This window comes from Pseudomonas sp. StFLB209 (genome assembly GCF_000829415.1).
Classification (GTDB): domain Bacteria; phylum Pseudomonadota; class Gammaproteobacteria; order Pseudomonadales; family Pseudomonadaceae; genus Aquipseudomonas.
This window is the reverse complement of record NZ_AP014637.1, coordinates 4,535,643-4,549,798: the sequence shown is the minus strand read 5'-3', so window position 1 is coordinate 4,549,798 and position 14,156 is coordinate 4,535,643. Positions and strand designations below refer to the sequence as shown.

Below are 14,156 nucleotides of genomic sequence, written 5' to 3'. Positions count from 1 at the left end.
GCTCAGGGCGGCTTGGTCGCGGTTAAAACGTGAAGGCGTGGGTCGAGCAGGCAGGGTTTTCGTGCAAGACTGAGTGATCGCAATCGTCTGGCAGGCGCTTGCACAGTCCATGCATTGCAAGGAGCTCAGCAGGTGGAAATCAAACCGATCAGCAGTGATGCGGATCTGCAGGCGGCACTCGCCCGGGCGGATGCGCTGTGGGGATCGCCAAGTCATACGCCGGAAGGCGACGAGCTGGAAAGGCTCTGTGCCGAGATTGAACGCTACGAAGCCAAGCGCTACCCGCTCGAGTCAGAACCGGCGACTGAGTGAACCCCGTTCACTCAGGCTGCACCGGCCACTGAATATCGCCCTGCCCCGGCAGCAAATGGGCGATCTGGTTCAACCCCACCCGATAGCGCTTCCAATCCAGCACTCGCTCTTCAGTCTCCGCCGTGCCCTCGCCTATATCGATCAGATCCTGCAGCGACTGGATCACCGCGTCGGCATGTGCCCGGCGCTGCCTGTAAACCTGCTCCAGGTCGTCATGCGGATCGGGTGCCGGCGGCGCGTCGTATTGCGGGGGTGGTGCGTCGGGCACGAGGATGTGTAAGGTCACTTTGCTGGGGATATCGATCGGTTGCTCCTCGTGGTCGACGGTGTGCAGGGTCAGTACGCTGTCCTGGTAGGTCAAGGAGGCGTTGATCTGATCGACGGGGTTGGTGACGGTGCCCCAGCCGTCGGGTGGCGGGACCATGCCGAGGGTGCCAGTGACTTCGTACACGCCGGTATTGATCCGGCGGGTCTGGATGTCCGCGACGTCGCCGCCCATGGTCACGACGTCATAGGTTGAGCCGTCACCCATGATGTTGATTGCTGCGTTTGCCATTTTAGAGTGCCTTGAGTGTGCCGTCGGCGGCGCGGGTGGTGTTGCCTTTGTGGTAGATCACGTAAGAATTACGTCCCATGGACCAGCCGCCGATCTTGAATTGGTTATCGGTGTCCAGGCCTACGAAGCAGGCGAAATGGCCCTTGCGGTGCAGCGTCAGCACACAGCTCGCATATTGGTTACCGGCGTTGGTAATGGTCAGCGGGCCTATTAATGTGTTATCCCCCTCGATCAATGCGATCGCAGGCATGTGGCCGTTATCCAGGACCGTGCCGCGGGAAACGTTTTCGCCAGACAGCATCATCGCCCCGATGTTCTTGCAGGCCGTTTTGCCATCCTTGGCCCCGGTGCCGCCCTGCTGGACGCTCAGCGCGGTGGTGAGACCTTCCAAAGCGCTGATGTCTTTGTTCACACCGTTTCTGGCTCGTGTCCTCTCCAGATCCTGGGTTTTAGTGCGTAGCGCTACCGTTGCTGCTGACTGCTCAGTGGCGGTCTTGTACAGCTCGGCAAAGTTCTCGTTGCACTTCACATTGGCGCTGCGGTTGGTGTCGCCGCCAATACCGTCAGGCAGTTGGCCCAGTTCGATGATCTTTTGTGGCATATCTGCTCCTGCAAATGAAAAAGCCCGCACAGGGCGGGCTCGGTAGCGGTTAACCGGTCAGTGGTGCATGCGTGCAAAGACTGCCGGCAGGTGAAAGTCGAAGGGGTTGCTGAAGGCCTCAGTAATGGCCAGCATCCGCCGCCCCGGAAAGTCCCACCAACTGGACAGCACCCGGCCGACGTTGTCGCCGGACAGCAGCGGCATGCCAAACGAGTTGATCAGCAGGTATTCGTTCTCGGGAAAGTGAAACGGGATCTGGTAATAGTTGCGGTAGCTGCCGGTTTCACTGCGGTCAGAATGGGTGTAGGTCCAGTTCTGAAACGAGCGGGTGAAGACCGCGCAGGGCGTCCCGGAGTCGAACAGTAACTGCCCGTTGCCAGCGAACAAGCGCAGGCCGAAACGCGCTACGGGCTGGGCTGCAAAGGCAGCGACAAAATAGCGGCCGTTGGGTTGTGCGGTGTGGATCGAGGTGGCCCGCACGTAGAACCCGGACCAGCGACCAGGCTCGCCCAGCACTTGCATGAAGCACAGGCTGGCGATGGCGCCGACGGTGTCGGGGCGCACGAACACCAGCGGCGGTTCGGCGGTGGTGACGATGCGCGGGAACCAGGTGGTCGAGCCCAGCCCGTGCTCCTCCGTGGGCTGATAACGCCCCGAGGCGATCACGCACAGCCGCGAATATTCGGAATCCAGCACCACGGCATCGTGGTCGTTTCTGAAGCTCAGGCCAACGCTCATCCGTTGAACCTCATGACCAGCAAGCGCATCGAGCCGCTGGCGGTGTGCGGGCCTTCGCCCCAGTAGCGCATGTAGTTAGCGACTTCTGCCTGTTCGTGGTTCATCTGGGTTTCGAACTGCCGGGCATGGGCGTGATCGTACGGTCCCAAGGGGATGACGATGGCCACCGCATTGCCCGGATGGCAGCCTGGTACCGGGAAGGCGCGGACCTCGCGGTGTGCGCCGAAGGTCACGACCTCCGAGAGCACCACGCGCAGGGTGAACGAGCCTTCATCGATCTGCAGCTGGCCGTCCTCGCCCCAGATCCTCATGCCATAACTCATGCGTGCAAGTCTCCCAGTTGGACACGTAAAACGCCGCGGGCATCGAACACCTTCACGGCGCGGTTATTGATCGCCAGCCGACCACCGCCCGGCACGCTGCCGTTGAACTCCAGCACCCCGGCCTTATCCAGCCGCCAGCCCTGCACGCCGGGCACGTAGTCGTTGGACTGGATGTAGTTGCCGATCATGGCGTTGTTGATCCAGCCGTGGCCGATCAGCGCCTGGCTGATGAAGGTCTGGCCGTTCTGCACCACAAAGGGCGCCATGGTCGGCCCGCCCTCGATGCTGTTGACCACGGCAAAGCGATCGGCACTGACCAGGAACTGACTCTGCAGACCGGCGTCGGTGTTCTCGATGCTCAGGCCGATACCGGCGGCCACATACTGGCCGTGCTGATTGACCTGCAACTTGACCGACCAAATGGCCGACGCCTTGCCTTCCAGGTCGACCACCGCCTGGCTGACCTGCTGCACCACGGCGGCGTTGTTGTCGACCTTGGCCTGCACCGTGTCGACCCGCTTGCCGGTGGCAATGCCGTCTTCGATGCGTGCCGACTGTTCGGACCACACGCCGACGAAGGCGCTGGATCCCGCGCGGCTGCCTTCATCACCGGCCAGTGGCGGGTTGAGTTTGGCGAACACGCCATCGACCCGTTCGGAGATGGCCTCGACGTCGCCGGTGACCACCTGCAGGCGGCCGTTCACCGAACCGGGCAGGTCTGGCGGGCCGTCGATCAGGTCGATGCGTTCATTGAGGTGGTCGCCCAACGCCGACTCACCGATCTTGCCCGCAAAGTAGTCGTCGTATTCGTCGCTGTCGGTGCTCGATTGGCCAGACACGCCGACGCCCTGCGGATACCAGCCACCGAGGTTGCCGGTGCGGTCGACCAGCCGCGCCCAGTAGTAGAAGCGCGCCCCGGCCGCCAGCCCGTCCAGGTCATGGCGCGCCTGCGGGTAGGCGAAGTCGGCCAGTTTGCGGGCATCGTCGCGGCTCGGGGTGCTGCTGTGCCAGACCTCGGTGCGTTGGGTGTCTTCGGCACCGGCGGGAAAGCCCCACTCTAGGCCGATGCCGTAGACCTTGCTGGTGGTGCGCAGAAACGCGACCACTGGCGGCGGTGTGGTCTTGCCGCCCAGCATCACCTCCAGGCTGGTGCCCCACAGCGAGGCGACCTCCAGCGCGTTGATGGCGCTGACCCGCGCCACGTAGCGCCCGGCATAGATGTTCTCGACCTCAACACCCAGGCTGCCGGTGCGCGGCATACGAATCCAGTGGCCGCCGTCCTTGCGCCATTCGACGTGGTAGGCCACGGCGCCCTCCACCGCCTGCCAACTGATACGCAGGGTGCTGACCGCGATGCCTTGAGAAATCACCTCCCTCGCGGTGACCTCGATGCCCTTGGGCACCGGCATCACGCCGGGCGGGATGATGGTGATCGGCTGCGGCTCGATGCGCGCGCCGTTGTCGATGGCGTCGTATTTTTTCGGCTCGTGCTGCACCGCGCTGATCTGGTACTGATGCAGGCCTTGCGGCTCGATGGTCTGCACCCGGTAGCGCATCACGGCAAGGTCGGCGCTTTCCACTGACCAGTTGCTTTCGGCCTCGGGCACTTCGGAATAGGCGGCCATGACCGTGACCTTGCGGCCGTTCACCGACCGCACAATCCGGCCCTCGGGCTTGCCGCTGGGCAGGTTGACGATCAGCCGGTCTTCGGCCTGGATCTGCACGTCGCGGTCGAGGGTGATCACCCGGTTGCTCGCCGCGCTGATCCGGCCACCGTTGGGCCGCCCGGAAAACAGCTCATCGGCCACGCAGATGATCTGCCCCGGCTCGACGTTGCGCCCTTCCATGCCGGTGGTGAAGGTCACCGACCAGCTTTCGAACTGTTCGGACTTCAACGCCCACAAGCCATGGCGCATGGCCTGGCCTTCCGAGGTGCAGCCAAACGCGGCGACGTCGAGCTGGCGATGGCCGAGCACGCCGATCAGTTCGTCGTTGGTCACCGGGGTCTGTTCGGTCTTGTAGTCGTTGTCCGGGTTGTCCCAGGACACCCGCGCCCGTGTGTGCCGGTCGGGCCAGGCGGCGGCGCCGTATTCGAATTCGCCGATGATGTTGGAGCGGCTGAACACGTAGCCGTCTTCGCTGCCGGGAATGTCGGCCACCAGGGTGACCATCGAGCCGTTCCAGCAACTGCTGCCATGGAACACGCTGGCCAGGTCCGACAGCAGCGCGTAACCCTCGGCCTGCTCCTGCAGGTAGACGTTGGTGGTCATGCGCGGCTCCTGCCCGCCTTTGCCATCGGGCACCATGACGTCGCAGTAGCGGCCGATTTCGTACAGGGTCCAGCGGTCGACCATGTCGGGGCTGATGCGTCGGCCCAGGCCATAGCGGCGGTGCAACAGCAGGTCGTACCAGACCCAGGCCGGGTTGTTTGAATAGGCCAGCTTGAAACTGCCGTCCCACGGGCCGACGTAGACGCGGCTGTCCGGGTCGTAGTTGCTCGGCACGCGGATGATCCGGCCACGGGCGCGCACGCTGAATTTCGGGATGTTCTGGAACTGCGAGGCATCGAACTGCAAGGCACCGACGGCCAGGTTCGGGTAGCGCAGCTTGGCGTCGATCACCTCGGTCAAGCCCTTGATGCGCATCACGTCGGCAAAGCTGCTGTCGTTGCGATTGGGGGTCAGGCGCCGCACGCGGACCAGTGCGCTGTTAAAGCCGTCCGGCAGTTCGATGCGGTGGCTGCGTTCGTATTCGCTGGTGCCTTTGTCGTGCACCGCAGCGGTCAGGTACGGCATGAAGCTGCCGCCATCCACCGACAGATCGATGGCGTACTCGATGCGGTAACCGATCTGGTCGCCATTGCTGCGCAGTTCCCAGAGTTGCGGCCAGGACAAGCGAATGCGCACCGCTGACAGCTGAGCGTCGTTGATCGCCCGGGTCCAGGCGGTGGCCGAGGTCAGTTCGACCGGCAGGCCCTGGGTGATTTCGTTCTCGATCGCCGGAAAGCCCGGCATGTGGTCCTGATCCACGGTGCCAGGCCGAAAGTCCCAGCGGCTGCCGGGAAAGTTCTCGCTGCCATCGGGGGCCACCAGCGGCGTGCCGTCGAGTTTGACCGAACGGTGACTGTGGACCGGCCCGACAATCGGCCCTTCACTGAGGATGTACAGCAGCTTGGCGGTGGCGATGGACAACGCGGTGTCGGGGGCTTTGTAGGGCTGGTAGGGCTTGCTGGCCCCGCTTTTGGCGCCGCTGATCGGCGCAGTATTGTGGTTATGCATCACTGATCCTATTGCTGATCTTCCGCGTAAATTCCGGCGGAGACCACCGCCCCGCCAATGTCGCGCTCGCCATACAGCAACGGCTTGCAGCGGCCCTGGGCGGTGGTGGTGACTGCGCCGCCGAACGCATAGGAGGGTTTGTTGCCGTCCTCTTCCTGATTGAGCAGGCCGGCCGGTGACGGCGCCATCATGGTCGCGACACCGCCCAGCAGCAGCCCGGCGCCGATGGCGGCCAACTGGTATTGCCCGGTGTATAAACCCACGGCGATCAGCACCACACCGGCCACGGCCGAGAGGATGCTGCCCCATTTGCTGCCGACCACCACCGGAGCGATGCGGATCGGCGCCAGGCTGCGGCAGTGCATGGGCAGTTCGTCTTCCTGCAGGTTGTGCCTCCCGCGAAACACCGCGAAGGTCAGGCCGCGTTCTTCCGAGAGCCGCAGGAAGCGTTTGAAGCCCGGTACCATCACGCACAGCGCATGGATCGCCTCGGCACCGGAACGCACTGCCAGCCGGTGAACCCGGCCGAAGCGCGTACCGAGCACGCCGTACAGCCGCACCTCGATCACCGGCGGGTCGTCGCTACGGCGGTTCATGGCAGCACCTGCGGCGCCCGTTCGTGGCGCAGGATCAGCCGCGTGCAGTCGGCCCACATGCCGCCGTACACGTCACGGCTGGAAGCCTTGTTGTAGCGGTGATGCAGGAAGGTGCCCGGCGCCGGGTGCAATTCGGGTTGGCTGCTGAGCAGGCCATCGCCCAGGTAGATACCGGCATGGTTGGGTGCCGGGGCGTTGATCTGCATGACCAGCATGTCGCCCTTGCGCAGCTCGTTGACCGGGTAGAAACCGGCCTCGCGGTAGTAGCGCTCATACAGGCTCTCGCCGTTGTTCCACCAGCCGTCGCGGCGCGGGTAGTTGGGCAGCGTCAGGCCCCATTCGCGCTGGTAGAAATCCCGGCACAGCGCGTAACAGTCCAGCAGGCCGTGGGCAAAGGCGCGGCCCAGTAGCGGCGCCTGATATCCCGAGGGCTGAAACTGCTCGACCTCGCCCGACGGCCAACTGACGATCAGCCACGGCACTTCGTGCAGCTCGCAGCTCACCCGGTCGGCCATGCTCGGTTGCGCCGGGGTGTCGGGATGGCTGTGCACGATCAGCAGCACCGCGCCGCGATCTTCGGCATCGGCCTGGTCCTGGGCGTTGAGGATGAAATGCTCGCTGGGGGTTTGCGCGTCGTTGCGGCACGGCACATACACCGCCCGGCCACGCTCGCGGATCACCACGCCGCAGCATTCCTGCGGGTAGCAGGCAGCGGCGTGACGGTGAATCTGCTGCATCACGGTTTTATTCATCGGGTTCATACCATTGAGGCGCCGGGGGTGCCGCCGAACGGCAGCGGGTTGCCTTTGCCGTGGCGCAGTTCGCAGTCGCTGACCCGGCCGCCGCAGCGATCCTTGGCCGGGTCGTCGACCGGGTTGCCGTCCAGGTCGAACATCCGCAAGCCGGTGTAGTTGCAGTCCGGCCCGCGATATTCGCCCCACAGGCACCATTCGCAGCGGTTGGAGATTTGCCCGCCGGGCAGCTTCTGGCCCTTGACCGAGGTCGGCGGTACCAGGGCAAACACCACCTCTTCGCGGGATATGCGGGTCGGCTGATTGATGTAAGCGATGTCCAGCCGTTCATGGGTGCTGGCGTCCGGGTTGCCGCCGGGAACGTTGTGGGCGTCGAGGTATTTGGCGTAGGTCTGGTGAACGATCACCCGAATGCCGCACAGGTGCTGGAACTGCACACACAGTGCGGTCACCAGACCATCGAGGTTGCCGATCTTCAGCGTCGGCGAAGTGGTATTGCCCTCGACACCCCGGCCAAAGCCGGCCACCTCGAACGGGCGCGGCAGGTACTGCTGACCCTGCCAGTGGATCGGCTCGGCCTGCTGATGGGCGTGGTAACGCAACACGCCCATGCCCCGCGATTCGCCGTCCAGTTCGATCAACTGGATCAGCGCGCCCGGCTCCAGCTTCTGGTCGTCAGCGGTAATCATGGCGCGTCCTCCGGCACGAACACCTGCTGAAAGGTGGTGCTCAGGGTGAAGCGCTGCTTACCGTGCGGCTGCAACTGCCAGCCACCGCTGGTGATAAAGCGGCCCTGCTCGGCCAGTGGCGGCGTCCACAGGAAATGCCGGGCGCCCTTGTGGCGGATGAAGAACGCCTGAATCGGTTTGAGGTACGCCTCGGTCCCGGTGAACGACACCGACCAGACAGCGGCCAGGTTGTTGATGCCCACCGACAGCCGCTGGCTGTAGCCGTCACCGAATTGCGAAGACAGCAGATTGGCCTGGGTATCGCCGCTGGAATTGATCCGCGGCGACCAGGTGAAGAGCTCGGTCAAGTTTGGTTCTCCTGAGCGCTGGCCGGTCAGCCGTTGCGTCGGTTATGCGGGTCCAGCAGGCCGTTCTGGCCCTTTTCCTGAATGATCACGCCACGGGCGATCTTGGGCATTTCGCTGCGCACCGTGGCCAGCAGCGCCTGGCCCAGCGCTTCGTAGCCTTGGGTCGAGTCCACCTCGCCACCGCCGCCATCGGAGCGGATGTTGATGTGGATCTGCGGCGCCGTCTGGCTCTGGTTGGTGGCCTGCGGCGCCTTGTCGAGGAACTGTTTCAGGTCGCGGTTGGTGCGGCCATCGACTACTCGCTCCCCCTTCTGCAGCAGCCAGGTGCCGTCCTTGGGAATGTTGTCGATGCCGTCGTGGGCCATGCCGGCCAGGGTCATGCCCGCGACTATGCCGGCATTGGCGTAACCGGCGGCCAGTAGCGCCTTGCCAATCGGAATACCGCCTACCAGCGTCAGTTCTGCAGGTGCTTTAGCGGCGGCAATCTGCGCGTTCATGATGATCGACGCCACGGCGAAGGCCTTCTGCGCCAGGAACAACACTTTGTACGCCCCGGACTGTTCACCGGCGATCTTGCCAACCATGTCGGCCGCCTGCCCGGACAGTTCGCTGAAGGTGCTGAACATCGCCACCTTGTACGCGCCCTGAATGTCTTCAAGGCGTTGCTGGTTCATCTGGTTGATCTCAAACACCCGGTCCAGGTATTGCTGTTCGCTGCTGAGCTTCTGGGCATGCAAGTCGGCCTGCAGGGCCAGTTGTTTTTCATGCCAGGCTTTCAGCGCGGTTTCGGCTTCAGCCGCCTTGATCATTTCGCCAATTGGACCGCCCACCGAGGCATCCAGCCCGGCGTAGCGCGGTGCCTCGCTGATCGAACCCTTGGAGATGGCCTCGGCGCCCTGCTGGTACTGATCGGCAGACAACCCGCCTTGGCGACGCAGGTTCTGCAGTTCTTCGAAGCGCTTGCGGGTGGTGAGCAACAGCCCCTCTTCCTGCTTGTGCACGCTGGCCATCAGGTCTTTGTAGGCCTTCTGGGTGTTGAGCTGGTCCAGGGCGATGGCGGCCCGTTCCAACTCGGCTTTCTTGGCCTGATCGAGCTGGGTCAGTGCGCCTTGGCGGGTTTCGTATTCGACCTTGGCCAGCTCGGTCTTGCGGCCATGCACCTCGGCCTGTTCTTGCAGGGTGCGCAAGGTGCGCCGGTAGTGATCGTCCAGTTGTTTGGCTTCGCGCTGGGCGGTCGCTGCCGCTTCGCGGGCCTTGCGCGCGCCCTCTTCCCGGGCCTTTTGCTGGGCGATGGTCAGGTCGAGCAGCCGCGCCGCATCCTGGGTCTGTGTCAGCAGTGCGCGACCTTCCGGGGTCTGGCCCAGCTTGTCGCGCTCGCCCTGACGAGTGACCGCGCCCAGTTCGGTGGGGTCGTTGAGTTTGTCGGTCTGGTCTTGCAGCGCCTCGATGCGTTTTTTCCAGGCACCGACTGTCGATGCACTGGGCGGCTGAATCTTGTTGAGCCCGGCGCCGAGGCCCGCAGCGTTGTCTTGGGCGCGGGCCATGATGCCGTTGAGTTCGGTCATCTGCGCCCGCGCCGCATGCACCCGCTCGATGGTGGTCTGGTACTGGCCGGCCAGGCCTTGCAAGCGCTCTTTCAGCGCATCGGTGGGCTTGATCGAGTCGACCATCCACTGGGTGGCGGTGTCGACATCGAGGCCGCCCTTGATCCCGCGCCCGAAGTTGCGCGCCGCTGCGGCACGCTCGTACATCGACGCTTCGAAGTTTTGCCCGCCGCGATAGTTGCCGGATGCCCCTTGGGCAACCGCCTGCATCTCGCGCAGGATCTCGGCAGCCTTCTGTTTGGCCTGCTTTTGCTGCTGTTCCAGCGAACTGAGGATCGGCCGCTGTTGCGCGGCGCCCAGCCCTTCCCATTCCTTGCGCAGATCGGCTATCGGCTTCTGCAGATCAACCACCGCGCTGGCCGCCTGGCTGGCCGTGTTGCGAAACAGCATAAAGCTGGCCGCCGTGGCCGCAACCATCACGCCCAGGCCCACCGGCCCGCCGACAAAGCCCATCAGGCTACGGGTGGCGTTGCCGAGCACCGACGTGGCGCGAGCATTGGCGATCTGCGCCGCCGTGTGCGCTTGAGTCGCCTGCAGGTCGGCCAGCCGCGCCAGGCGCAAACGACTCAGCGCAGCGGCGTGCTGGTCGGTGCCACGGGTCATGGCCACCTGGGTGCGTGCGGCGGCGACTTCGGCAGTGGCCTTACGGGCCAGGGTCGCGGTGGCATCGACCTGCGCCCGGCTCCGCCCGACTTCTGCCGACTGCGCCGCCCGCGATGCAGCGGCCTGCTCCAGCATGCCTTGGGCCAGCCCGGCGATCTTGCGCCCGAACGCACTGATCGCCGCACCGGCCAGCAGCCGCACCAGGGTATCGATGTTTTCGGAAGCGAAGTTGATCACCTTGACCAGCCCCTGGGTGGTGCCGGTCGCGCCATCCACATCGCCGACCCAGCGCTGGAAGGCGTTGCCCATGGCGGTGGTCGCGCCGCTCACCGAGTTGGGCATGGCGGCGTATTCCTTGCGCAGCACGTCCAGTTGGCTGACCAGCGCGGGCACGATCTTGTCGATGGTCAGCAGGCCGTCATCGGCCATGCCCTTCAGCTCACGGCGGGCCACGCCCATGCCGGTGGCCAGGGCGCGCATGATCCGGTCACCGTTGGCATTCACCGAGACAAAGTCGTTGCCGCGCAGCACGCCCTGGGCCAGCGCCTGGGAAAACTGGGTGATCACCGACGACGCCTCACCCGCCGTACTGCCCGACAGTTGCAGGCCCAGCGCCAGTGACTCCGACAGTTTGAGAATATCGGTCGACGCATAGCCGTATTCACGCATCGATGCCGCCGAGCGGCTGAACAACGTGGCGTTGTCACGGAACGCGGTGCCGGTCAATTGGCTGATGCCGAACAACACCTTTTGGTTATTGGCAAAGTCCTCGGTACTGCTCGACGCCTGCTTGAGCCGCGCATTCACCGCATTCCAGGCATCGGCCTGAGTGGCCAGGTTGCCCAACGCCAACGCACCGGCCATGGTGCTGACATAGGCACCGACGCTGCCGGTCAACGACACCATGGCAGTGTTCTGGGCATTGATCGCCGACTGCTGCGAACGCCAACCGGCAGCGGCCTGGCGATTGCCGTCGGCAATGGTGCGCAGGTAGTTCTGCCCCATCCGCGACGCCCGCGACATCTCCCGCTGATAGGCGCCGGTCTCGGCAGAGACGCTGACGATCAGCGAGCGCAGGGTGTTGCTGGACATGGGATTCTCCGGACGAAAAAAAGCCCGCGGATGCGGGCGAGTATTTTCAGAAGATGACTACCTCAGAGCCGACTGTTTTGCGATACGTGCTTTGAGTTCTGAAACTGATAGCGGTGGCGAAGATCGATGCAGCATAGCGTGACAATTGGGACATACAGGTACGAGATGTCTTTCCGGATCCAGCTCGTAACTAGCTCTAATCGTAGCGAGGGGCATCAAGTGATGTACATGCATGAACTGGTGTCCGATCTGTCCGTATATTTTCTCAAAGTTCATCGAGCAGACTGAACAGTCATACCCCTTCTTTTCCAAACAACTGTCCCGAGCCTTTTCATTGCGCTCATACACGTTAACAATGCGCTGTCTCACAGCCCCTTCAAAGTAAGGAAGCCCGGGTTTAAGCTCATCAGGATAAATCTCGTCTGGCGGCGTAGGTTTGCGCCTGGCATAGTCTGGAATGGCATCCAGGCGCATACGAGCCTCATCCAGCTCGGCCTCGCTGAACAGTGACCTGTACTTAGGTTTGAGCACTCTTGCCTCCATGCTGAGATCGGATCGACCTGCCTCTATTAGGGCTTGCAAGCCACCCTCAGGTACCCTTTGTGGCGATTTGAGTTTCTCCCGGACATACTGTAAAGCTCCTTTTCTTTTTACTGCGGGCCAGAACCTCTTTGCCCAATAATTCAGCTCATTACCAGCAGACTGATAGACATCGCGCATTTCTTCGTGGAAATCATCTTCTAGTGACATAGATTGAGCTACGTAATGATCAAGACATGATCATAGGATGCTTCTTCACGTTTCCAAAGCTCAGTAACATCAAGGACACAAGCTTTATTGCCGCCTGCACATCGCCACCTCAGTCAACGGTGGCGACACGCAGCCATAATGTTCGACACCAGACAAAAGCGCCCAAACATATCAGTAAGCCGTCGGCGCCAGATCCATGCTCATGGATGTGTCGATGGAAATGCGCATGCGGTGCTCTTGGTAGGCCTTGACCTCTACCTGCCGCTCTTTCAGACCGCCACCACAGAAGGTAGACGAGTTGGCGCCGATGATATGGGCGCCCACGGGCAGGTAAAAGCGCGCGGTCTCGCCCGCCCAGACCGAGGCCGAATGGGTGCCGTTGATGTAAATGAGAGCCCTGCAGGCAGAGCCGATAAATCCGGTGTCTCTCGTGACCCAAAGCGTCCCGTATGGAACCGAGGGCTGGCGATGATTGGCGAAGATCTGGTCGCGGGCCACCGGGTCAGCCTGCTCGGCCGGAATCGGGTCAGTGGCGCACCCTGAGAGAAACATCAAAACAAACGCTAGCAACATGAAACGCATGGTGACCTCCTTCAATGAAGATCGAAAAATAGCCCGGCATCCCCCCTTTGTTAGCCTGCCCGGCCAGTTCAGGACGTTTCTGACGCGCTTTTCAGAAACGTCTTAAACGCCGACTCCCCTTGATCAGTTTCAGTGTCACCTGGCATATCGATGGTCACATGCCACTCCGGCATCAAATCCGCAGCCACAACCTTGGCCCCCTGCGCCTGAAACGCCGCAGCCGCCACTATCGCCGCCTGCACATCCCCACGCCGGTCGCTGATTGGCGACTCGCGGTCGTAGGCTTTCCATAGAAACAATTCCTCAGCACTCAGCCGCTCGCGCAGGTCGTGTAGGGTCATGCCCAGGCGCAGTGCCAGGGTCAGCAGGAAGGCCAGCCCCGGTTCCTGGGTCAGGCGTTTCCCGCGAGGTCCACCGGGTCGGCCGGTTGGCTGTCGCCGCCCGCTTCTACGCCGCTGAGTTCGAAGGCTTTGCTCACCAGCCGGTCGTGGACCGGGCTGAAGGCGGCGGTGACGTCGTCGAGGTCCTGGTCTTCGAACACCCGGTTGTGGGTGGCGTCGAACAGGGTGCGGATCAGGACGAAGGCGTACAGTGCGGTGGCCGAGAACCCGGCGGGCAGCGGCGAGTCGTCTTCCTCGTCGTCGACCAGCGTTGGCAGCCCGGCGTCGAGGCGGGCCTGGGTGATCAGTTCGGTGGTGCGTTTGCGGTAGTCGAGCCAGTCGCCAGCGCTCAGGGCGCGGACGATGACCTGGGCGTTGTCCCATTGTTCGACGGTGAGGGTTTGGTGTTTGAAGTTGCGCAGCGGGTCGAGGGCCAGGCGGCGCAGGTTGGCGTCGGTGGGGTTATTGCGCGGCATGGTTGGCTCCTGCGGCGGCGGGCGACGTGAAGCTGACCTTGCCGGTGATGCGCACGTTGAAGGAGCCACTGACGGTGCCGTTGGGTGCGGCGTCCCAGGTGAACTGGGTGACCAGGCCGAGGAAGCGTGATTTGCTGCCGTCGGCAAAGTCGACCTTGAAGGCGCGTGGCTCGCCATCGTCGCGGGCGGTGCGCAGGACGGTCTGGGCCTTGTCTTCGATTTTCCAGTTGCCGCTCATGGTGAAGGTGCCGTTGTCGGCCAGGCCGACGGTGAACTCCTTGGCTTCGCTGGCCAGGGTGGTGACTTCGATTTCATCGGACTGGCCGCCCTGGTACTGCGGCTGTTTGACGGTGACGGACAGGTCTGCCCACTCGATGAGTTCGTCGTTCGGGTCCAGGGTGGTGTCGGTGGAGACGCCGAGCCCCGTGCCCTGGGTTTTGACGAATTTGGCTTTGGTCGCCTGATTGGCCATGGGGC

Annotated in this window: 16 protein-coding genes; 1 reads left to right on the top strand and 15 read right to left on the bottom strand. The window is 63.3% G+C overall.

What is annotated here, in order from left to right; genetic code table 11:
• The first annotated feature begins 132 nt into the window (after positions 1–132).
• On the top strand, positions 133–312 hold the full coding sequence (locus PSCI_RS20540; protein ID WP_045490585.1) for a hypothetical protein: 180 nt from the start codon (positions 133–135) through the stop codon (positions 310–312).
• Positions 313–319: 7 nt separating this feature from the next.
• Here the strand turns inward: PSCI_RS20540 and PSCI_RS20535 are convergent, their stop codons facing one another.
• The 15 genes from PSCI_RS20535 to PSCI_RS20470 all read right to left on the bottom strand — a co-directional run bounded on the left by PSCI_RS20535 (position 320) and on the right by PSCI_RS20470 (position 14,151).
• On the bottom strand, positions 320–868 hold the full coding sequence (locus tag PSCI_RS20535) for a tail fiber assembly protein (protein ID WP_045494665.1): 549 nt from the start codon (positions 866–868) through the stop codon (positions 320–322).
• Position 869: 1 nt separating this feature from the next.
• Positions 870–1,469: a hypothetical protein gene (locus tag PSCI_RS20530; RefSeq protein WP_052483453.1), complete on the bottom strand. Its 600-nt coding sequence runs from the start codon at positions 1,467–1,469 to the stop codon at positions 870–872.
• Between the two features lie 57 nt (positions 1,470–1,526).
• On the bottom strand, positions 1,527–2,207 hold the full coding sequence (locus tag PSCI_RS20525) for a hypothetical protein (protein WP_045490583.1): 681 nt from the start codon (positions 2,205–2,207) through the stop codon (positions 1,527–1,529).
• The gene (locus PSCI_RS20520; protein WP_045490581.1) at positions 2,204–2,518 is read right to left on the bottom strand and encodes a hypothetical protein; all 315 of its coding nucleotides are present in this window, start codon (positions 2,516–2,518) and stop codon (positions 2,204–2,206) included. Before PSCI_RS20520 ends, PSCI_RS20525 begins: the two co-directional genes overlap by 4 nt.
• Before the next feature lie 8 nt (positions 2,519–2,526).
• On the bottom strand, positions 2,527–5,808 hold the full coding sequence (locus PSCI_RS20515) for a host specificity protein J (protein ID WP_045490580.1): 3,282 nt from the start codon (positions 5,806–5,808) through the stop codon (positions 2,527–2,529).
• Positions 5,809–5,816: 8 nt separating this feature from the next.
• On the bottom strand, positions 5,817–6,404 hold the full coding sequence (locus PSCI_RS20510) for a tail assembly protein (RefSeq protein ID WP_045490578.1): 588 nt from the start codon (positions 6,402–6,404) through the stop codon (positions 5,817–5,819).
• A complete protein-coding gene (locus PSCI_RS20505) occupies positions 6,401–7,156 on the bottom strand; it encodes a C40 family peptidase (RefSeq protein WP_045490576.1) in 756 nt (251 codons plus the stop codon). The genes PSCI_RS20510 and PSCI_RS20505 overlap by 4 nt, the downstream gene beginning before the upstream one ends.
• A 5-nt stretch (positions 7,157–7,161) precedes the next feature.
• A complete protein-coding gene (locus tag PSCI_RS20500) occupies positions 7,162–7,845 on the bottom strand; it encodes a phage minor tail protein L (protein WP_045490574.1) in 684 nt (227 codons plus the stop codon).
• Positions 7,842–8,192 carry a phage tail protein gene (locus PSCI_RS20495; protein WP_045490572.1) on the bottom strand — a complete coding sequence of 117 codons (351 nt, stop codon included), beginning with the start codon at positions 8,190–8,192 and terminating at the stop codon, positions 7,842–7,844. The genes PSCI_RS20500 and PSCI_RS20495 overlap by 4 nt, the downstream gene beginning before the upstream one ends.
• A 26-nt stretch (positions 8,193–8,218) precedes the next feature.
• Positions 8,219–11,491, bottom strand: coding sequence for a tape measure protein (locus PSCI_RS20490; RefSeq protein WP_045490571.1), 3,273 nt, complete (start codon positions 11,489–11,491; stop codon positions 8,219–8,221).
• Positions 11,492–11,548: 57 nt separating this feature from the next.
• Positions 11,549–12,241, bottom strand: a complete 693-nt coding sequence (locus PSCI_RS28765) for an HNH endonuclease (protein WP_084710050.1) — start codon at positions 12,239–12,241, stop codon at positions 11,549–11,551.
• A gap of 171 nt (positions 12,242–12,412) precedes the next feature.
• On the bottom strand, positions 12,413–12,823 hold the full coding sequence (locus PSCI_RS20485) for a hypothetical protein (protein ID WP_045490570.1): 411 nt from the start codon (positions 12,821–12,823) through the stop codon (positions 12,413–12,415).
• A gap of 68 nt (positions 12,824–12,891) precedes the next feature.
• A complete protein-coding gene (locus PSCI_RS20480) occupies positions 12,892–13,164 on the bottom strand; it encodes a phage tail assembly protein T (RefSeq protein WP_197540955.1) in 273 nt (90 codons plus the stop codon).
• 50 nt (positions 13,165–13,214) lie between these two features.
• Positions 13,215–13,679 carry a phage tail assembly chaperone gene (locus tag PSCI_RS29195; RefSeq protein WP_144403293.1) on the bottom strand — a complete coding sequence of 155 codons (465 nt, stop codon included), beginning with the start codon at positions 13,677–13,679 and terminating at the stop codon, positions 13,215–13,217.
• Positions 13,666–14,151 carry a phage tail tube protein gene (locus tag PSCI_RS20470; RefSeq protein WP_045490569.1) on the bottom strand — a complete coding sequence of 162 codons (486 nt, stop codon included), beginning with the start codon at positions 14,149–14,151 and terminating at the stop codon, positions 13,666–13,668. Before PSCI_RS20470 ends, PSCI_RS29195 begins: the two co-directional genes overlap by 14 nt.
• Between the last annotated feature and the right edge of the window lie 5 nt (positions 14,152–14,156).